Source organism: Mesorhizobium robiniae (genome assembly GCF_040545535.1).
In the GTDB taxonomy this organism is placed as follows: domain Bacteria; phylum Pseudomonadota; class Alphaproteobacteria; order Rhizobiales; family Rhizobiaceae; genus Mesorhizobium; species Mesorhizobium robiniae.
On sequence record NZ_JBEPMC010000001.1, the window covers coordinates 762,083 to 783,450 of the forward strand.

Annotated in this window: 8 protein-coding genes; 3 read left to right on the forward strand and 5 right to left on the reverse strand. The window is 64.1% G+C overall.

The window, feature by feature from the left end; genetic code table 11:
- Positions 1-41: 41 nt before the first annotated feature.
- The 5 genes from cysW to ABID19_RS03820 all read right to left on the reverse strand — a co-directional run bounded on the left by cysW (position 42) and on the right by ABID19_RS03820 (position 10,832).
- Positions 42-926 (reverse strand): sulfate ABC transporter permease subunit CysW, encoded by an 885-nt coding sequence (gene cysW / locus ABID19_RS03800; RefSeq protein WP_354488063.1) that lies wholly within the window; start codon positions 924-926, stop codon positions 42-44.
- Positions 919-1,770: a sulfate ABC transporter permease subunit CysT gene (gene cysT / locus ABID19_RS03805; protein WP_354488065.1), complete on the reverse strand. Its 852-nt coding sequence runs from the start codon at positions 1,768-1,770 to the stop codon at positions 919-921. The genes cysW and cysT overlap by 8 nt, the downstream gene beginning before the upstream one ends.
- A gap of 23 nt (positions 1,771-1,793) precedes the next feature.
- Positions 1,794-2,822, reverse strand: coding sequence for a sulfate ABC transporter substrate-binding protein (locus tag ABID19_RS03810; protein ID WP_354488066.1), 1,029 nt, complete (start codon positions 2,820-2,822; stop codon positions 1,794-1,796).
- Positions 2,823-3,232: 410 nt separating this feature from the next.
- Positions 3,233-5,323, reverse strand: a complete 2,091-nt coding sequence (pbpC, locus tag ABID19_RS03815; RefSeq protein ID WP_354488067.1) for a penicillin-binding protein 1C — start codon at positions 5,321-5,323, stop codon at positions 3,233-3,235.
- A gap of 19 nt (positions 5,324-5,342) precedes the next feature.
- Complete coding sequence (locus ABID19_RS03820) at positions 5,343-10,832, reverse strand: alpha-2-macroglobulin family protein (RefSeq protein ID WP_354488068.1); 5,490 nt, start codon at positions 10,830-10,832, stop codon at positions 5,343-5,345.
- Between the two features lie 376 nt (positions 10,833-11,208).
- Between ABID19_RS03820 and ABID19_RS03825 the strand changes: the two genes are divergently transcribed.
- The 3 genes from ABID19_RS03825 to ABID19_RS03835 all read left to right on the forward strand — a co-directional run bounded on the left by ABID19_RS03825 (position 11,209) and on the right by ABID19_RS03835 (position 21,192).
- Positions 11,209-13,137: an autotransporter assembly complex protein TamA gene (locus ABID19_RS03825; protein WP_354488070.1), complete on the forward strand. Its 1,929-nt coding sequence runs from the start codon at positions 11,209-11,211 to the stop codon at positions 13,135-13,137.
- The gene (locus ABID19_RS03830; RefSeq protein ID WP_354488071.1) at positions 13,137-19,184 is read left to right on the forward strand and encodes a translocation/assembly module TamB domain-containing protein; all 6,048 of its coding nucleotides are present in this window, start codon (positions 13,137-13,139) and stop codon (positions 19,182-19,184) included. The genes ABID19_RS03825 and ABID19_RS03830 overlap by 1 nt, the downstream gene beginning before the upstream one ends.
- A gap of 352 nt (positions 19,185-19,536) precedes the next feature.
- Positions 19,537-21,192 (forward strand): ABC transporter substrate-binding protein, encoded by a 1,656-nt coding sequence (locus tag ABID19_RS03835; protein ID WP_354488072.1) that lies wholly within the window; start codon positions 19,537-19,539, stop codon positions 21,190-21,192.
- Positions 21,193-21,368: the final 176 nt, after the last annotated feature.

Below are 21,368 nucleotides of genomic sequence, written 5' to 3' on the forward strand. Positions count from 1 at the left end.
ATTTCGCCCAAAATCGCTACGCAGTTTGGGGCGAGATGCATTCAATGTCCGCGCGTCGCGGCGATCTCGGCGCCGTAGCGCATTTCTAGAAGTGTTTTCAAGACCAGCGTGACGAGCGCTAGGCCGGCAAGCAGCGAAGCGACGGCGAAGGCGGCGGCGGCATTGTACTCATTGTAGAGGATTTCGACATGCAGCGGCATGGTGTTGGTCAGCCCGCGTATGTGGCCCGACACGACTGAGACCGCGCCGAATTCGCCCATGGCGCGGGCATTGCATAACAAGACGCCGTAGAGCAGGCCCCATTTGACGTTGGGCAGCGTCACGTACCAGAAGGCCTGCCAGCCATTGGCGCCGAGCGACAGGGCTGCCTCCTCGTCGCCATTGCCCTGTTCCTGCATCAAGGGGATCAGTTCGCGGGCGACGAAGGGAAAGGTGACGAAGATGGTGGCCAGCACGATGCCTGGCACGGCAAACAGGATGACGATGCCATGTGCCTTCAGCCAGGCGCCGAACAAGCCTTGTGCGCCGAACAACAGCACATAGACCAGGCCGGAAATGACCGGCGAGACCGAAAACGGCAGGTCGATGAGCGTGGTCAGGAAGGCCTTGCCCTTGAACTCGAACTTGGCGATCGCCCAGGCGGCGGAGATGCCGAAGACGACGTTGAGCGGCACCGAGATCGCCGCCACCAGCAGCGTCAGGTGGATCGCCGAGCGCGTGTCGGGGCTGGTCAGCGCCTCAGTATAAGCGCTGAGACCCTTTGCGAAGGCTTCGTTGAAGACGACGATTAGCGGCAAGAGCAGGAAAACGCCGAGGAAGCCAAAGGTCACGATCATCAGAACGGCTTTCGCCGGACGGCTTTCGGTTACTGCCGCCGACTGGCTTTCGTGGTGCGGTGCGTAGGATTTGATCTCGGGGTCAGCCATAGCGCTTGCGGCTCCACGTCTGCACCAGATTGATGACCAGCAGCATCACGAACGACAAAGCCAGCATGATTGCCGCGATCGCAGTCGCCGCAGCATAATTGTACTCCTCCAGCCGGATGACGATCAGCAGCGGCGCGATCTCGGATTTGTAGGGCAGGTTGCCGGCGATGAAGATGACGGAGCCGTACTCGCCGACGCCGCGTGCGAAAGCCAGCGCGAAGCCGGTGACAATGGCCGGCGCGAGGCCTGGAAGCAGAACCCGGGAGATGGTCTGGAAGCGATTGGCGCCGAGCGTGGCGGCCACTTCCTCGACCTCCTTGTCGATCTCCTCCATGATCGGCTGGACGGTGCGCACGACGAAAGGCAGGCCGATGAAGATCAGCGCGATGACGATGCCGAGCGGCGTGTAGGCGACCTTGATGCCGAGTGGCGCCAGCAGGCTGCCGAGCCAGCCATTCGGCGCGTAGAGCGTGGTCAGCGCGATACCGGCGACGGCCGTCGGCAGCGCGAAGGGCAGGTCGACCATGGCATCGACGATGCGGCGGCCAGGAAAGTTGTAGCGCACCAGCACCCAAGCGACGATCGTGCCGAAGACGACGTTGACCGCGGCGGCAACGAAGGCGGTGCCGAAACTGATCTGAAGCGCGTTGATGGTGCGGCGATCGGTGGCGATCGCCCAGAAATCGGTCCAGCCGAGCGCGGCCGATCGCCAGATCAGCCCCGAGAGGGGGATGAGGATGATGAGCGTGAGGTAGGCAAGCGAGAAGCCGAGCGTCAATCCGAAACCCGGAATGACGCTCGGCTGTCTGAACCGCCACCCCGCCTTGGCGGGTGCTGTGGTCATGTCGTCCTGATCTAGAGTTTAGCTTACTGGGCCGGCTTATAGATCTGGTCGAATATACCACCGTCGCCGAAATGGTAAGGCTGCGCCTTCTTCCAACCGCCAAAAAGTGGATCGTCGATGGTGATCAGCTTGATCTCCGGCAGTTTGGCGAGGTCCTCCGCCGGCACCAAATCGGGCTTCGACGGGCGATAGTGGTTCTTGGCGATCAGCGTCTGGCCTTCCTTGGAGTAGAGGTAGCTCAGATAGGCTTCGGCGACCTTTCGCGTGCCCTTGGCATCGACATTGGCGTCGACCACGGCAACCGGCGGCTCGGCCAGGATAGAGGTCGGCGGGTAGACAATGTCGAAATTGTCGGCGCCGAACTCGTCGAGTGCCAGATAGGCTTCGTTTTCCCAGGCCAGCAGCACGTCGCCCAGGCCCTTTTGGGCGAAGGTCACGGTGGAGCCGCGCGCGCCGGTGTCGAGCACCGGAACATGGGCGTAGAGATTGCCGACGAATTCTTTGATCTTGGCCTCGTCGCCGCCATTCTTGGCGTTGGCATAGGCCCAGGCGGCGAGATAATTCCAGCGCGCGCCGCCCGAAGTTTTGGGGTTCGGCGTGATCACCTGGACGTCGTCCTTGACCAGATCGCCCCAGTCCTGGATCCCCTTCGGGTTGCCCTTGCGGACGAGGAAGACGATGGTCGAAGTGTAGGGCGCCGAATTGTTCTCGAACTTGGTTCGCCAGTCGGGATTGATCTTCTGCGATTTCGAGACGATGGCATTGATGTCGCCTTCGAGCGCCAGCGTCACCACGTCGGCGTCGAGACCGTCGATCACGGCACGCGCCTGCGCGCCCGACCCGCCATGCGACTGCTGGACGGTTACTGTCTCACCGGTCTCGGCCTTCCAGTGGGCGACAAAGGCCTCGTCGAATTGCTTGTACAGCTCACGTGTCGGATCATAGGACACGTTGAGGATGGTGGTATCGGCAAACGCGAAGCCGAGTGTTCCGAATTGGACCGATGCAGCGACAAGGGCGCCGAGCAGTTTCCTGAAATGAGGATTGGTCATTTACGCCTCCGTTGAGATCACCGCAAATCTACTGAATTGGTAGAAATTAGATGCACTCAATGTTGCTTTTTTCGTGCCTTTGAAGCAATTTTTCGCTGATCTTTGGCATCATGAAGAAATTCTTTCCTCTAGGCGCCACGGTGCCGAATCCGGCCTCATGAAGCGATCTATCTAGAGACAGGTCGGGACTAGGCAATGGCTGGATGTGATCCGGACGCGATTTACTTTCGCGACGGCCAGTGGTTCAGCCGGCGGTGACGGGAAAATCGAAGCGCTGCTTTGGAAACGGCTCGTTTCGTTTCGGCACCCCTCTGCCTGCCCGGCAGAGGGGTGTCTCGCAATTGGCATTGCGAGGATCCTGCTGTCCGCTGACCTATGGAAAGCCAATGCGCTGAATCTTTTGGCGCATTCTATTCAACGAAGACTTTCACGCTGGCCGCGCGACCGGCCGCATCGATCACAGTCAGGGTCGAATAGCCGGCGCCGTCCGGCTGCCAGGTCGCGGTGCGCCGCCGGTCGATGCCGACCAGCGGCTTGCCGTTGGCCAGCCAGCGGAACGGCGCGCGGCCGCCTTGCAGTTTCAGCACCAGCGGTGAGGCCTCGGCGGTAGTGGTGCCGAGATCGACGCGGGCGCCGTCGGGCGGAAAGACGATCGTCGGAGCGGGCTCGGTCGGCGTCGCCTGGACCAGCCCGTCAGCGCCAGAACCGAAGCGCGCCAATGTCACCGGCAGATCGTCGCGCCTGGATCTGATGACGCCGGCCGGCTGGCTTGGCAGCGGCACGGCAGCCAGGCCGGAACGGACAAAGCCCTCGAACAGGATGGGTGCGGCTGAGACATAGCCGGACAGCCCGGGCACCGCGCCGGCATCGGGACGACCGACCCAGACGCCCAGCACATAGCGTCCGTCGAAGCCGACCGACCAGGCATCGCGGTAGCCATAGGAGGTGCCGGTCTTGTAGGCGATGCCGCGCTGTGCTGCGCCCTCGGGCGGCTTGACCCCCGACAATATGTCGGTGATCTGCCAGTTCGCCTGATCGTCGAGGATGGTAGTGGTGGAGCGTTCGGCATTGGCCGGCTCGGTGCCGTCATGCAGCGTGTGCGCCTTGCCGCCATTGGCAAGCCCAGCATAGAGCTGGACGAGGTCGTGCAGCGTCGTGCCGACGCCGCCAAGGCCGATGGCGAGACCCGGCGCCTTGTCGGCGGGCAGGACCGGCGTGACCCCGGCCTGCCGGAAGCGCGCCAGCAGCCGCGCCGGCCCGACGGCGTCAAGCACCCTGATCGCCGGCACGTTGAGCGACAGTTGCAGCGCCTGCCGGATGCTGACGTCTCCCTGGTAGCCCATGTCGAAATTCTTCGGCCGGTAGCCGGAAAAATCCGCCGGACTGTCGTTGATCAGCGTTTCCTGCGCGACCAGTCCCTGTTCGAAGGCGAGCCCGTAGATGAACGGTTTCAACGTCGAGCCGGGCGAGCGGACGATCCTGGTCATGTCGATCCAGCCGGAACGGCTGGCGTCGAAATAGTTGGCGGAGCCGACCTCGCCAAGGATGTCGCCGGTGCGGGCGTCGGCCATCACCATGGCGACGGACAGGCGGGGGCCGAGCCTGGTGGCGGCATCCCTAGCCACCTGTTCCAGCCCTTCCTGAACGCTTTTGCGGATCGTCAGTTGCAGGGGTTGGCCAGGAACGGCCTTGGGCAGCACCGCATAGGCGGCATGGGCGGCGAGCGCCGGCAGCGTGCGGCGTATGCTGGAAACTTCGTCGAGCGCAGCACGTACGGCCTCGCGTTCGCCAAGCAGGCCTGATGAAACCATGCGCGTCAGCACCCGGTCGCGGGCGGCGTGAGCGATTGCGAGGTTGCGGTCGGGCCGTCGCTTTTCCGGCAATTGCGGCAGGGAGACGAGCAGCGCCGCCTCAGAGACCGTCAGCCGCTTCGGCTCCTTGCCGAAATAGGCCAGCGAGGCAGCGCGCACGCCTTCGAGATTGCCGCCATAGGGGGCCAGCGTCAAATAGCGTTCGAGGATCTCGCGCTTGGTGAGCCGCCGCTCGATCTGCAGGGCGCGCAGCATCTGCCTGATCTTCGAGCCGAGGCTGCGGCTGTCGCGCGGCTCTGCCAGCCGGGCGAGTTGCATCGACAGTGTCGAGCCGCCGGAGACGATACGGCCATTGGTCACGAACTGGCCGGCGGCGCGGGCCAGCGCCAGCACGTCGACGCCTTGATGGTCCCAGAAGCGCTTGTCTTCGTACGCCACGAGCATATCGACGAGCTGCTTATCGACCTGATCGAGCCGGGTGGCCAGCCGCCAATAACCGTCCGGCGTGGCGAAGGCCCGCAACAGCTGGCCGTCGCGGTCCTGCACTTCGGTCGACACCGTCGCCGCGGCTGGCAGCGGCGGAGGATAGGCGCGGTCGAGTTGCCAAAGCCCGCCCGCGGCGATTGCTGCAAAGCCGGCGAGGGAGACGGCGGCGATGGCCGATCGGCGCAGCGCGGTCGTCATGATCATGTTCGCCACCATCGGCCCTTTACGGCGCCTTGACCTCCATCATGCCGGTCGCGGTGCGGGCCGAATATTGCGGCCGGTACATGTCCTCGACCGTTGCCGCCGGATGGGCATAGGTGCCCGGTGTCACCGCGCGCACGACATAGGCGAGCGTGATGTTTCGGTCGCCGTCGCCATCGTTCGGATTGAAGGCGGCGACGAAACGGTCGTCGCGGAATTCGAGATGGGCGGCGTCGGTCTGGGCCAGCCAGGAGAAGTTCGACAACTGGGCGCTGGAAACCAGGCCCGGATTGTCGATCTCGAAGCCGGCCGGCAGCAGATCGGTGATCACGAGCCGCGACGGCCACTTGTTCTGCTCGTAGATGTTGAGCACGACGACATAGCGTTCGTTCTGGGTCGCCTCGGTGACGTTGGCTTCGGTGCCGTCGAGCTTGTAGTAGATGCGGCCGATGGTGAAGCCATTGCCGCTGGCCGGCAGCGGCTGGATCGGCGAGGCGACCGTGGTGACGACCGCCTGCAGCGGGTTGCTGCCGGTATTGGCGACGGTCAGCGGGCTGTCGAGCAGGTCGCTGCCGGCGATCTGCTCCGAATAGGCGCCGGCATGCGGCGCGCCGTTGATGGTCAGAGCGATCGCATCATTGCCGGCCTTCAGCGCGCGGGCCGCCAGCAGCATCCAGGACTCGTCCTGCGTGCTGGTCCACCTGACGGCGGCGCGTTCCTTCGTCACCAGCTTGATCAGCGCCGGCACGATCGTCGGCACCGGCTTCGATTCGGCGGCAAGCGCCAGCATCGCCGCGCCGTCACGCAGCGGTGAGCCATAGTCGGACCTGTAGTAGTCGTATGCGGACGTTGAACTGGCCAGCTGCAGCGCGGCCTGGAAGGTGGCTTCCGAGCGCTGCGTGTCGCCGTAGAGCGCCAGGCCCGCGGCCAATTGGGCAAGGGCCATCGGACTCGTAAAGGCTTCGAGCTGCGTGTCGGCATAGTAGCGCAGATCGCCGATCGAGGCCTTCTTGTTGCGGGCCAGCACATAGAGCGCATAGGCGATCTCGCTTCCGCGATCCTTGACATCCTGGTCGTAGCCGATCGAGTTTTGCAGATTGCTCAGCGCCTGGTTCATCGCCAGGGCCGGCACGTCGTATTTCTGCTCGCGCGCCCGGGTCAGGAAATCGGTGACATAGGCGTCGAGCCATAGATCGCCGGAGCCCGGACCCCACAGGCCGAAGCTGCCGGCCGAGGCCTGATAGCTCAGCACCTTGTAGATGGCGTCCTGGATGCGGCCGCGCAGGTCGGGGTCGCTGGCCATGCCGATGCCCGAGGCCATGTCGTTGACATAGAGAAGCGGCATGGCGCGGCTGGTGGTCTGCTCGGCGCAGCCATAGGGGTAGCGGTCAAGCGTCATCAAGAGCGACGGCACGTCGAAGGCCGCCGCCTGTGAAACGCCGACGCTGACCGAAGCGCCGTCGAGCAGGCTTGCCGCCAGGAGTTCCTTGTCGACGCGCAGCGACCCGCCATTGCCCTTGAGATCGACCACCATGCGGGTGGTGACAGGCAATTGCGCCGGGCGCACCGGCACGTAGAGCGTCTGCTCGACAGCAGTGCCGTCGGCATGCGCGAGCTTGACGGTGATCGAGGCGTTGCCCGGCGTTTGAGCCATCAGCGGCACGGTCAGCGTCTGCCGCTTGCCTTTGGCCAACGTCAGCTTTTCGGGCAGGGTGGCATTGCCGGTCGAAAGATCGCCTGTCGTGTCGATGGTAAGCGCATAGTCACCCTCCGGACCGTCGGCGTCGGTGACGTCGAGCCGCATGACGGCCGAATCGCCGGGCGCCAGGAAGCGCGGCAGGCCGGCGGTGATCACCACCGGATCGCGCACGATCACATCGGACTGGGCATGGCCGACCCCGTCCCTGGTCCAGGCGACGGCCATGACGCGCACGGTGCCGTTGAACTGCGGGATGTCGAAGTCGATCCGCGCCTTGCCATCCGCGTCCAGCTGGACCGGACCGGAGAAGAAGGCGACCAGTTTTTCGGTCGGCGGACTGCCTTGCGACTGCATGTTGGCGCCGTCGCCGCCGGTGCGCAGCTTGCCTGACGTGCCCAGCGAGCCGTCGATCAGCCGGCCGTATAGGTCGCGTACCTCAAGGCCGAGCATGCGCTGGCCGAAGAACCAGGTCTCCGGGTCCGGCACCTTGTAATTGGTCAGGTTGAGGATGCCGACATCGACGGCCGCGACCATGACATAGGCATTGGCGCCCGGCTGCACGCCGGCCACGGAAACCGGGATCGACAGCTGCTGGCGCGGCATGGTCTTGTCCGGCGGCGTCAAGGTGACGGCGAGCTTCTTCGAGCCCGGATCGACCTTCAGCCATTTGACGCCGATGGCGCGCGCCGGCATGCGCGTTTCCTGCGCATCGCCAGGCCTGAACAGCGTTGCCGTGACATAGGCGCCGGCGCCCCAGTCGTCGCCGACCGGGATGTCGATGCTGCTGCCGCCGGCCGGCACGGTTGCCGTGACGGTCTTTAACAGCTTGTCGGCGCCAATGGTGACGAGCAGCTCGCCGGCAAAATGCGGCGAAACCTTCAGCTTGGCCACTTCGCCCGCCGCATACATGTCCTTGTCGAGGGCGATCTCGAGACCGTCGGGCGTTTCGGTGGTAGTGGAGGAGACGTACCAGCCGGCGTCGAACTCGTAACTGGTCGCCGGGCCTTCCGGATCCGATGTCTCAATCTCAAGCCGGTAGCGGCCCCAGTCGACCGGCAGCGAAACGGTGGCCTCGCCGTCGGCGGTGAGGTCGACCTGGCCGTTGGCTACCGACTTGGTGAAGGTGACCGGCTCGTAGTTCCAGGAATTGCTCGAGCGGTACCATTGGTAATTGCGTTCGACCTTGACCAGCGACCATTGCGCTCCCTGCAGCGCCTCGCGCTTGCCGTCGGGATCGACGGCGATCAGGCCGAATTTCGCGGTGCCGCCTTGCGGCACCTCGTCGCCGTCGAAATCCGGACGGATGCCGATCATATGGCCTTGCGGCCGGATGCCGATGTTGAGCGAGCGCTCGACGGCGCGGCCGCCGGTCTCGCGCATCCTGACCGTGACCTTGGCATCGACGAGCTTGGTGGTCGAGGGCAACTGATCGACGGAAACCGGGAAGGTCGCCTTGCCGTCCTCGCCAACCACCGGCAGGCCGGCAAACGGCGTGACCGACGGTTCCGCCGACTGCTCGTCGGCGAGGCCGAAGGAATAGCCCTTGAAACGGTCCCAGTTGCGGGTGGTCGACAGCGTCAGCTCGCCTTCGAGCGCCAGCCCGGCGGCCGGCGCGCCATAAAGGAAGCGGCCGTCGACGGTGACGTTGGCTGTTTCGCCCTGCGCGATCTCCTGCTTGTCGGAGGCGAGGTCGAACTCGATGCGATCAGGCACGAAATCCTCGACCAGGAACATGTGGCTGGCGACCGCCGCCTGCTTGGGATCGGTGTGGATCGCCACCGTCCAGGTGCCGCGCATTGCGTTGGGTTCGAGCGGCAGGTCGACGGCATGGCCGCCGGCCGATGCGCCATCGCTGACGATGCGACGGTTCTCGACGCCGTCGGGACGGGTGAAGATGAAGGTCAGCGGCAGGTTCTCGACCGCCTTGGCGGCGCTGTCGCGGGCAAGCGCTGCAACATGGACGTCTTCGCCGGCGCGGTAAATGCCGCGTTCGGTCCAGGCATAGACGTCGAGCGCGCCCGGCGCCGGACGCCCGGTGACGCCACGGTCGGACAGGTCGAAGCCGGCGCGGCCCATGTCGAGAAAGACGAAGTCGCTGTCGCCCTGCTTGGCTGTCAGTACAGCCGGCACCATGCCGCCGTCGCCGCGCGTCAGGCCGGGGTTGAAGACGGCGCGGCCTTCTGCATCCGTGATCGCAGTGCCGAGGATTTCGTTGTTTCTGGCGAGCAGCGTCAGTTCGGCACCTGATATCGGCTTGGCGGTTCCGAGCGAACGGGCAAAGACGTTCAGCCCATCCTGTCCGGTATAGGTCGACAGGCCGATGTCGGAGACGACGAACCATTGCGTGGCGCGCGAATCATAGTCTTCGTTGTCATCGTCATTCTCGTCGACCGGTTGCGCGGTCAGCACATAGACGCCGGGCTTGCGCTGCGGCAGCGCTTCGTCGACCGGGAAGGACGTGGTGACTTCCTTGTTCAGGTCGTTGGCGATGTCGAGCTGGCCTTGCCAGACCGGCTCGCCCATCTGGCCGGAGATGTTGGAGATGTCGTAGCCGTCAAGCTGGCGCAGGAACTGGTAGCCGGACAGAAGCTGAGTCAGCGAGCGGTCGCCGATGCGGTAGAGCTTCATTTCGGCGGCGTTCATGTTGACGGTGACGACCGGAATGCCGCGGCGCGCGCCGGCGGGCAGCACGAAGCTGTCGCCGGTGAAGCGGGCGGACGGGGCGCGGTCCTGCACATAGATCGACAGCACCACCGGGGCGGTGATCACCTCGCCGATGGCGGCCGGCAGGCCGGGGCGGAAGGTCACGTCGTAATGCTGGCCATGCTCGAGCCCTTCGACGCAGATCTGCTTGTCCTTGGCTTCGACGCCTTTGGGGGCGGCGTTGTCGACGGTGACGAATTGCGAATAGTCGACGCCGGTCTTGACCAATTCCTCGGAAAACTGCGCGCAGATGCGCGGTGCGCTGGTGTCGGCCTCGACCGTGTGATCGACGACGCGGAAACCCTTGCGCGCTTTCAAATCTTCATAGTCGGCTTTGACCGCCGGCGAATTGACGAGCGCGAGGCTCGCTTCGTAAGCCTGCAGGGCGGGTCGGGAGAGATCGCGGCGATCGAGCCCGGCGGCGAGCAGGGCCAGCACGTCGGCGCGCGTCTTGGTGGTGCGCAGCAATTTGTAGGCGTTGAAGCCGGCGGAGGTGGCGTTCGCAGGCAAGGTAGACGCCTCCGCGCTGTTGGCGGTCGGCTGTACGGCAAGCGTTTCCTGCGCCAGTTCGAACCAGAGCTGGCCATCGTCGGGCAATGCCGAAACCAAAGCCTCGTATTTTTGCATCGCCGAGCGGTGGTCGCCGGTCAGCGACGCCTGTTCGGCCGCCGCCTTCAGCGCCGCCAGCCCTTCGGTGGGCTTGGTGTAGGCCGGGCCTGTGAGCCTGTTGCGGTATTGCTGGGCCTGGTCGGCCATCCAGGCGGGGAAAAAGGCGAGGTTCGGCGGCGCGCCGATATCGGGGTCGCCTTCGATGTTGACGATCTTTCCGGCGACGGCGCCTTTGAAGGGCTTCAGCAAATTATAGTCGGATTTGAGAAAACACCATTTGGCCTTGGGGTTGTAGGTGAAGGCGCGGCAGGCTGGATCGCCGAGACATGTCGTCTTGCACTGGTCGAGACTGACATTCTGGTCGGATCTGAGATCGAAACCGAAATAATCGGAATTGTCCGATGTCACCACCCGGCGTGCTTCGGCCGCTTGCGCGACACTGCCCCAGGCGAAAAAAAGCAGGAAAAGGATCGATAGACCACGAGCCGCGCGCATTGCCATAACACCCCTCCAGGCGCCGTTTTCGCATCGGCCCGAAAATCGAAATCGGTTTTCGGAAAGCACGATGCGACACTTCAAAGTCTTGGAGCGTACCTTGTGCGTCCGAATGGACCCACGTCGCTCTAACGTCCAGACATGTTCAAGCTTCAATCAGGCTTGTCAACACGAGGACGCGGCAAGTTCCGCCTGCCGACGGTTTCCTTTCCGGCCGATCGCCGGTAGTACCTCCATAGGGCAGGGATCACGCTTTCTTGCGGCGACGCAGAAGGTGTGAATTCCAAGCCCTGTCTATTTCAGACAATTGGATTGTGGCTCCTTTACGAGCAATTCAGAAGTTCATTCCAATTTTAGCTTTGGGAGCTAGTGTAGAGTTGTAATGTTGGAGTACGAGAGGCAGATGTCGGGAGGAAAAGCGCCACGGCGCGTGCTTTCGCACGCCTTGCTTTTCGCCTTGCTGTGCTCGACTGCATTGGTTTCCACGAGCGGAAATGCGGCCGCTTTCGAGATCTTCGGCATCAAGCTGTGGGGATCGTCGGAGGATGAAGACGCCGACATCGTCGATCCGCTGCGCTATGCGGTGACCATCGAGGCGCCCGACGCCGACGAGGATCTCGTCAAGAAGCTCGAAAATGCCTCGGCGCTGAAGGCCGACGAAGAACGTCCGGTCTCCGGTTCGCTCGGCCTGATGGCCAAGGCGCGCGGCGACCGCGATCAGCTTATCGCCGCACTTTACGCGGACGCCCGCTACGAGGGCGTCGTCACCATCACGATCGAGGGCAAGCCGCTCGACGATTTGCCGCCCGACGCCGAATTTTCCGGTCCGCAGCCTATCCCGGTGGTGATCAACGTTGCGACCGGGCCGAAATTCACGCTTGGCGACATCAGGCTGGAGGGCGATGCGGCGGGACTGGCGAGCGCCGACTTCGGCCTGATCGCCGGCGGCGATGCCGGTTCCGGTGCCGTGCTCAAGGCCGAGGTCTCGATCGTGCGGGCGCTCAAAGAGGAAGGCAGGCCGCTGGCCAAGGTGACGGACCGCGAGATCATTGCCGACCACGCCACCTCTACGCTCGACGTGACGCTGACCGTGGCGGCCGGGCCGGTTGCCGGTTACGGCGACACCACGGTCGAGGGGACCGAGAAGGTCGACCGCGATTTCACCGAATACATGACCGGCCTGGAGCGCGGCCGCCAATATTCGCCGGAAGAGGTCGACGAGGCGCGCGACCGGCTGCTCGGGCTGGAAGTTTTCAACAGCGTGACGCTGAAGGAGGCCGACAGTCTCGACGCCGACGGCAACATCCCGATCGGCGTCGAAGTCAGCGAGCGCAAGCCGCGCTATTTTGGCCTTGGCGGCACCTTCTCCAACACCGAGGGGCTCGGCCTCGAAGGCTATTGGGGCCACCGCAATCTGTTCGGCCGTGCCGAAAAGCTGCGCATCGAGGGTGCAATCAGCGGCATCGGCAGCAACGACCTGACCGAGCTCAACTACAATGCCGGCATCATGTTCGAAAAGCCGGGTGTGGTCGGGCCGGCATCGAAGTTCTTCGCCGGCGTCAACACCGTGTTGGAGCATCCCGATGCGTATGACCGTTTCTCGGTCAAGGGCAATACCGGCCTGTCTTATGAACTCGACAAGCAGCAGACGGTTTCCGCGGAAGTCGCGCTCGACTATTCGAAGATCACCGATTCTTTCGGCAAGCACACCTATCTGATCGCCAGCGTTCCGCTGCGATATGTCTATGACAACCGCGATAGCCGGCTGAACCCGACGAACGGATTCAGGCTGCTGGCCTATGCCGAGCCGAGCTACGATATTTTGAACGGCGCGGCCTTCGTCAAGCTGAGGGGCGAGGGATCGGCCTATCAGTCGCTCGACACGGCCTCCAAATTCATCTTGGCCGAACGCGTCGCCATTGGCTCGATCATCGGTGCCGGCCTTCAGGATGTTCCGGCGGACCGGCGCTTCTATTCCGGTGGCGGCGGCTCGGTGCGCGGTTATGCCTATCAGGGCATCGGTCCGAAGGACATCGACGGACAGCCGATCGGCGGGCTCTCCTTCTTCGAAACCTCGCTCGAGATGCGCATTGCCGTCACCGATACGATCGGCGTCGTGCCGTTCGTCGATGCCGGCACTGTCTCGACCGAGCAATTCCCGGATTTTTCCGACATGAAGGTCGGCGCCGGCGTCGGCTTGCGCTATATTACGCCGTTCGGGCCGCTGCGCGTCGATGCGGCGGTGCCGCTCAATCGGGGTCCCGACGACCCGCGTTTCGGCATCTATGCCGGCATCGGTCAGGCGTTCTGATGGCAATGTTCAAGCGCATCCTCCGCATTGTCCTTTACACGCTGCTCGTCGTGGTGGCGGCGGTGGTCGGTGCGCTCGTCGTGCTGACCAAGACGGAGCGCGGCCGCGACAATCTCGCCGGCATCATCTCGGCCATGGCGTCGACCGATGACCGAAAGGTCACGGTCAGCGGCATCGACGGCATCTGGTCCGGCGCGCTGACTGTCGACCATGTGGTGCTGGAGGATCGCCAGGGCGCCTGGCTGGTGGCGCGCAAGGTGGCAGTCGACTGGTCGCCGCTTGCCCTTCTGTCGAAAAACTTCAGCGCCGGCCGCATCGCCGCCGATCGGATCGAACTGGCGCGGTTGCCGGTGGCGAGCACACAGCCGAGCCAAGGCGCCACCACGCTGCCGGTGTCGCTCGACATCAAGCAGATCGACCTGCCCGAAATCGCGCTTGGGCAGGCCCTGGCCGGCAGCGGTATCGCAGAACTCGCGGCCAAAGGTTCGTTCAAGGCGGACGCTGCGCCATTGGCGCTCGAAACGAGCCTCAACATCACCCGCCACGATGGCAAGGAAGGTAAGGTCGACGCCAACATCCATTTCGCGCCCGCCGACAACAAGCTCGATCTTGATCTGAAAGCATCCGAGCCGGCCGGCGGCATCATCGCCAATCTGCTCAAGCTGCCGGATGCGCCTCCGATCGACATCGTCGTCACGGGCACGGGGCCGGTCGCCAACTGGAGCGGCATCGGTACCTTCGTCGTCGACGGCCAGATCGTCACCCAACTCACCGGCCGCCACCAGCTCACCGATAAGGGCAACTATGTCGAGGCCAAGGGCGACGGCGACTTCCAGCGCTTCATACCCGACAATCTGGAACCCTTGTTTACCGGCAAAACCAGCTTCGATCTCGCCGGAACCGCGATCGTGACGGGCGGCGTCGAAGTCGAGCGCGCCAATATCGACAGCGATGCCGTGCACGGCACCGCCGCGGGCATCATCGATCCCAATGGCGCCAGCGATCTTTCGGTGGAACTCGCTGCCAAGGGTCCGCCGATCGTCCTCAGCCTCGGTACTGCGGCGCAGCCGGTGACCGTCGCGATCACCGGCGCCACGGCCCGCGCGTTCGGCGGCGGCAAGGCGCCGATCGTCGATATCGGCGCGTCTCTGGTCTCGGTGGTGGCGGGCGGCACGCGAGTGGACGATCTGGCGGCTGAAATCCATTCCGACGGCTTCGACATCCAGGACCGCAGCGGACCGGTTACGATCAAGCTTGCGGCGGGCGGTCTGAACACCGACGTGGCGACGCTGGCGCCGCTGGTGACCGGCAGGGTGACCGCGGATCTCGCCGGATCGGTCAGCAAGGAGGAGATTCTCCTCGATCAAGGCACGCTGCGCAGTGCCGCGCTCAATGCCTCGGTGACGGCCAATGTGACGCTGGCCGATCTGGCGATGACGCTCAAGATGAATGCCGATGCCGTCTCGACGGCGCTGCCGCCGCAGATCCGCTCGGTTCTCGGCGAGCGCGTGACGTTCTCGGCGACAGCAACGCGTGACCCGCAGGGTTCCTTTGCCGCCAATGCGCTGCAATTTACCTCGGGCTCGCTCAGCGCCAGCGGCACCGCCAGCGCGATCGGCACCGACATTCAGGCCGACATCAAAGGCACGCTCGGCGACGTTTCGGTGCTGTCGCCCATGGTCGGCGTACCCGTCAGCGGGGCCGTCGATTTCGCGCTGACGGCGAGCGGCGCGCGCTCGGCGCCGGATTTCTCGGTTTCGGCCGACAGCGACAGCCTGACGGCGTCCGGTCGTACGGTGAAGACGATCAAGCTGACGGCGACAGGGAAGGCCGACATCGCCAATCCTGCCGCCGATGTCTCCCTTACCGGGTCTGTCGACGACCAGCCGCTCGATCTCAGGGCATCATTGGTCACGAATGACGGAAAGCGTTCGCTCAGCGGGCTTAGCCTGTCGCTGGCCGACAACAAGATCTCGGGTGATCTCGCTCTCGGCGACGGCTTGCTGCCGCTGGGGACGTTGGCCCTGGAAGCGCCCGATATCGGCCCGCTGGCCGCGCTTGCCGGGCAGACGGCTGCGGGCGACGTGCGGGGCAGTATCCGGTTCTCGAATGATGGCGGTGCGCCGGCAGTTGCCATCGACATGACAAGTGGATCTATTTCGCGCGGCGACCTGGCGGCCAAGACTATTGCCGTCAATGCGCTGGTCGCCAACTATCTCAAGGGCCCGGCAATCTCCGGCACGATCAAGGCCGATACGGTCACATCAGGCGCCACCGTGATCAGCGGCATCGGAGTCGATTTGAAGCGCGACGGCGACTGGACCGGGTTTACAGGCGGCGCCACCGTGGCCGGGATTCCGGCGACGGCCGAAGGCAGGGTGAAGATCGCGGACGGCACGACAAATGTCGAGATCGCCTCGGGCGAAGCGACCATCCGCGGCATCAAGGCAGCGATTGCGCAGCCGTCGAGCTTGAGCATCGCCAACGGCGCGGCCAGCATCGAGAAGCTGATGCTCGATGTCGGCGGCGGATCGGTCAATGTGTCCGGCACCGCCGGACAGACGCTCGACCTCGCGGCAGAGTTTTCCGCATTGCCGGCCGCCCTTGCCAATGATTTTTCACCCGGCCTCGACGCCGCGGGCACGCTCAGCGGAACAGCTGAAGTGACGGGGCCGTCGGCTGCCCCGGACATTCGTTTCAATGCGCAACTCGACGGTGCCGAAACCAGCCAGACGCGCAGGGCAGGGCTCGGTCCGCTCAATGTCGATGCGGCAGGGAGTTTCTCCTCCGCCGGCGGCATTGCCATAGATCGAGCGACGCTCGCCGGCGACAAAATTTCGGGCAAGGCCGCCGGCACCATCAATCCAAACGGTATCAGCGATTTTGCGCTCGACCTGGCCTCGACCGGCCCGAACCTGCCGCTGGCGCTTGGCAGCACCGAAAGCCCGATCAAGCTCGAGCTGCAGGCGCTTTCGGTAAAGGCTGCGGGGCAGGGCACGCAGCCGAAGCTCGATATCTCCGCTGTCCTGCCTTCGGTCGCGACGAATTTTGCCAAGGTCGAGAGGCTCACCCTTTCATTGCACTCGGACGCCTTCGACGTAAAAGGCCGGACGGGGCCGATCTCCGGCACGGTGACGGCGGACAAGATCGGCCTGGACAATCCGACCATCGCGCCGCTGATTGCCGGCAAGGTCACCGCCAAGGTTGCCGGAAGCCTCGCCACTGACACCATTGTCATCGAGAGCGGCTCGGTGGTCGGCGACGCGCTGAACAGCGCCTTCAACGGAAGGGTCTCGCTGGCGGACGGCGCCATCGATCTCAACCTCAGGGCGGATGCGGCCTCCGCAGCACTACCCGCGGCAGCCCGCGGAGTGCTGGCCGAGCGGACGGAACTCAGTGCCGCGCTGAAGCGCGACGCCAATGGCAATGTCACCGCCAACGCAATCCGGCTGGTGTCCGGCGCGCTGACCGCCGACGGGCAGGCCAGCCTTGCCGACAACAAACTCGCCGCCGACATCAAGGGCGCGCTGGCCGACATCTCGCTTCTGTCCAGGGATGCCAAGGGCGCCATCGCTTTCGCGCTGAACGCGCAAGGCGCCAGCACTGCGCCCGACCTGTCGCTGATGGTAAACAGCGACCGGCTTTCGGTGGCCGAACGCGAAATCACCGGGCTGAGGCTCACCGCAACCGGCAAAGCCGATGCCGCCAACCCGGCGGCCGATGTACGACTGACCGGAAATGTCGCGGGCCAGCCCCTGCAAGGCAGTGCCGTGCTGGCGACCTCAGACGGCAAGCGCGCCATCAACGGGCTTCTGCTGTCGCTCGGCAAGAACCGGATATCAGGCGACCTGGCACTCGATAATGCCTTCGTGCCCGATGGCACCGTGGCGCTCGACCTGCCTGACATCGGACCGCTCGCAGCCCTTGCGCTGGAAAAGGCGGAAGGCGACGTGCGCGGCACGATTGTCTTCTCGAAAGCCAACAATGCGCCTGAGGTCACCATCAGGGCTTCGACGGCTTCGATTTCGCGCGGCGATCTCTCGGCAAAGACGGTCAACATCGATGCGCAGATCGCCAACTATCTCGCGGCACCGGTGATCTCCGGAAAAATTCGTGCCGACAGCGTCACTTCCGGCGGCACCGTCATTCGCGGCATCGACGTCGATCTCAAGCGTGACGGCGACTGGACCGGCTTTTCCGGTGGCGCCACCGTCAAGGACATTCCAGCCAGGGCCGCCGGCCGCGTCAGGATCGCCGAGGGCACGACGACGGTCGAGCTCACCTCGGGCGAGGCGACCATGCGCGGCATCAAGGCGGCGATCGCCCAGGCCTCGACCATAACCATCGCCAACGGCACGACCAGCCTGGACAGGGTCGTGCTCAACCTCGGCGGCGGCACGGCAACGGTTTCGGGCAAGGCCGGGCAGGCGCTCGATCTGAACGCGACGCTGGCGCGGGTGCCGATCTCGCTGGCCAATAGTTTTTCGCCGGGCCTCGATGCCGCCGGCTCGATTTCGGGCACGGTGAAGGTGACGGGCGCGCCGGCCAATCCGGCCGTTGCCTTCAACATCGACGCCGCAGGCGTTCAGACGTCACAGACCCGCGGCGCCGGTTTCGGCGGCATGGGTGTTTCGTCCTCCGGCACGTATTCGGGCAACAGACTGGCCTTCGACGCCAATATGAGCGACGGCGCCGGCCTCGGCCTCAAGGGCGGCGGCACGGTGGCGACATCAGGCACGCCCACTCTTGATCTCGACTTTTCCGGCAAGGTGCCGTTCGCCTTCCTCACCCGAACGCTCGCCGCGCAAGGCCTGTCGTTGAGCGGTGCGGCCGACGTCAATCTGCAGGTGCGCGGCCCGGCGACATCGCCGGTGATCTCAGGCACGGTCCGCACGTCAGGCGCTCGCCTGATCGATGCACGCTCGGGCCTTGCGGTCAACGATATCGCCGCCGATGTCGCGATCGGCGGTGGCGTCGCCAGGATCAACCGCCTGACCGGCACGCTGTCGACGCGCGGCAGCCTGTCGGCCAGCGGCACCGTCGGCATCGTTCCGGCGCAGGGTTTTCCGGCCGACCTGTCGGTCAAGCTCGTCGACGGCCGCTACACCGACGGCAGGGTGGTCACCGCCAATCTCGGCGGCGACCTGACGATCAAAGGGCCGCTCGCGTCGGCGCCGGTAATTTCGGGCACGATCAACCTAGCCAAGACCGTGATCACCGTTCCCGAAAAGCTGCCGGGCTCGCTGGCCGCGCTCGATGTCAAGCACAGGAACGCGCCGGCCGCAGTACGCGCGCAGGACAAGGCGTTGCGCCCGGCGACGGCGAGCGGCGGCAGTGGCGGCACCGGCCTCAACCTCGACGTCACCGTCAACGCGCCGAGCCAGATCTTCATCCAGGGCAGGGGTGTCGATGCCGAGCTTGGTGGTTCGCTGCGGCTGACCGGCCCGGCATCGTCGCCGCAAGCGGTCGGCACCTTTGATTTGCAGCGCGGGCGGCTGACGATCCTCGCCAAGCGGCTGACCTTCACCGAGGGCACGGTCGGCTTTTCAGGGTCGCTGGTGCCTTATCTCAATCTCACAGCGACATCGACGACGAACAGCGCCACCGTCACTATCGTGGTGTCTGGCGAGGCGACCAATCCGAAATTCAACTTCTCGTCGGTGCCGGCGCTGCCGGAAGACGAGGTTCTGGCGCAGCTGATCTTCGGCCGCTCTATGTCGAACCTGTCGCCGCTGCAGATTGCCCAGCTTGCCGAAGCCGCCGCGCAACTGGCCGGTGTCGGCGGCTCGACCTCGCTGCTTCAGAACCTTCGCAGCGCGATCGGCGTCGACGATCTCGACGTCATCACGGATGAGGAGGGCGGCACCGCCGTCTCGGCGGGCAAATATCTGAACGACCGTACCTATGTGACGATCCAGAAGGGCGATAAACCGGGTTCGGGCAGGGCGGCGATCGATTTCAATGTCGGGCGCGGCGTCAAATTGCGCGGCGAGGCCACCGATGCCGGCGAAGCCAAGGGCGGCGTTTTTTACGAACGCGAATATTAAAGCCAGCCGGCAAGGCGGCACGGTTTTGGCACCATGGTCGGGATTGGCTGGCGCTGTGCAAGCCCTGGGCCATGACCCAGAACACCGGATCGGTTTCGAAAGGATGTGTCCAAGATTACCGCGCCGAGCGAGGCTCGGCGCCGCGGCGAATGTCTCAGTTTAATCGATGCCGGAGATTCGGACGAAATCTGCCGGGCAGTAGCAATTTTGCGCCAAGACTGTCGTTATCACGCGAACCGCTTCCCTTCCAAAGTTGCACATTCCTTGGGATGTTCCCAATCCGTGCCGTTTTTGACATCATGGCCCGGATGCGGAATGGTAAAAGGCAGAAAGCCAACAATGGGAGTTCGTGATGACAATCTTTAGGAGTAATGGTGATCGCGTTCCGGATCACATCCACGCAATGGCCGAAGAAGCCAGGGCGGGACGTGTCGATCGCCGCGAGTTTCTCGCTTTGGCCAGCGTCTTCGGCGCATCCACTGCCATGGCCTATGGAATGCTCGGTCTCGCCGATCCAACGCCGGCGAGAGCGCAGGACGTACAGGGCAAGAAGGGCGGCATACTCAAGGTCGCCCAGTGGATCAAGGATCCGAAGGATCCGCGCAAGGCCGACTGGTCGGAGATCGCCAATGCCGAGCGCCAGGCGCTCGAGCCGCTGGTCAAGTACACGACCGAATACACGTTCCGCCCCTATCTGCTGGAGAGCTGGGACGTCAACGACGACGCCACGGAGTACACCTTGCATGTGCGCAAGGGCGTCACCTGGAGCAACGGCGATCCCTTCACCGCGGACGATGTCATCTTCAACCTAAAGCGTTGGGGCGACAAGAAAGCCGAAGGCAATTCCATGCCCGGTCGTCTCGGCTCTCTGGTCAAGGACGACAAGCTGGACGAGAGCGCAGTCACCAAGGTCGACGACCACACGATCAAGCTAAAGCTCAGCACGCCTGACATCGCGCTCATCCCTAACGTGTGCGACTACCCCGGCCTCGTCGTCCACAAGACGTTTGACGAAAAGGGTGGCGATTTCAAAGCCTGCCCGATCGGCACGGGCCCGTTCGAACTGGTGTCCTATGATGTCGGCCAGAAGGTCGTCTACAAGCGCCGCGAAGACAACAAGTGGTGGGACGGCGAGGTGTTCCTCGACGGCATCGAGTTCATCGACTACGGCACCGATCCGGCGGCCATGGTCAGCGCTTTCGAAGCTGGCGAAGTCCATACCAATTTCGAGACGTCGGCCGACTACGTGTCGATCCTCGACGGTATCGATCTGGTCAAGTCCGAGGTCGTCACCGCTTCGACGATCGTCTGCCGCACCAATGTGACCAACAAGCCTTATGACGATCAGAAGGTCCGCAACGCGCTGCAGCTCGCGGTCGACAATGCTGTCGTCCTCCAGCTTGGCAACGGCAATGCCGGCACAGTCGCCGAAAACCACCATGTTGCCCCGATCCATCCGGAATACTACGAATTGGCAAAGGTTGCTCGCGACCCGGCCAAGGCAAAGGCGCTGATGGCGGAAGCCGGCCAGGCTGATTTCGAGCACGAGCTGATCACAGTTGACGAAGACTGGCACAAGAACACCGGCGACGCGATCGCCGCGCAGATGCGCGACGCCGGCATCAAGGTCAAGCGTACGGTGCTGCCGGGTTCGACCTTCTGGAACGACTGGACCAAATATCCGCTGTCGATGACCAACTGGAACATGCGGCCGCTCGGCGTCCAGGTTCTGGCGATCGGCTACCGCACCGGCGAGGCCTGGAACGAGACGGGCTGGTCGAATCCCGAGTGGGATGCCAAGCTCAACGCTGCGCTCGCCGTTGCCGATCCCGCCAAACGCAAGGAAATGATGAAGGACATCGAGCAGATCCTGCAGGATTCCGGTATCATCATTCAGCCTTATTGGCGCAAGCTCTACAGCCATTCGGTCGCCGCGGTTAAAAACTACAAGATGCACCCGACCTTCGAGCGCGACTACGGCAAAGTCTGGCTCGACGAGGAGGCCTGATCGAATCGATCGTGGAAGGGGCGGTTCGCCCCTTCCATCCACTCCACGCATGATTCCGCAACCGAAAGTCGGCGCAGCAAACAAGGCGCGAACACTTCGGATTGGGGTGTGCGACAAGACAGGGTTGATCGCATTCTGAGGTCCGTTTGACAGCCAGCTCTGCCGCCAGCGGCTGA

Coding starts and splice junctions, on each gene's coding strand:
- cysW (WP_354488063.1), bottom strand. CDS start 926: ATGGCTGACCCCGAGATCAAATCCTACGCACCGCACCACGAAAGCCAG.
- cysT (WP_354488065.1), bottom strand. CDS start 1,770: ATGACCACAGCACCCGCCAAGGCGGGGTGGCGGTTCAGACAGCCGAGC.
- ABID19_RS03810 (WP_354488066.1), bottom strand. CDS start 2,822: ATGACCAATCCTCATTTCAGGAAACTGCTCGGCGCCCTTGTCGCTGCA.
- pbpC (WP_354488067.1), bottom strand. CDS start 5,323: ATGATCATGACGACCGCGCTGCGCCGATCGGCCATCGCCGCCGTCTCC.
- ABID19_RS03820 (WP_354488068.1), bottom strand. CDS start 10,832: ATGGCAATGCGCGCGGCTCGTGGTCTATCGATCCTTTTCCTGCTTTTT.
- ABID19_RS03825 (WP_354488070.1), top strand. CDS start 11,209: ATGTTGGAGTACGAGAGGCAGATGTCGGGAGGAAAAGCGCCACGGCGC.
- ABID19_RS03830 (WP_354488071.1), top strand. CDS start 13,137: ATGGCAATGTTCAAGCGCATCCTCCGCATTGTCCTTTACACGCTGCTC.
- ABID19_RS03835 (WP_354488072.1), top strand. CDS start 19,537: ATGACAATCTTTAGGAGTAATGGTGATCGCGTTCCGGATCACATCCAC.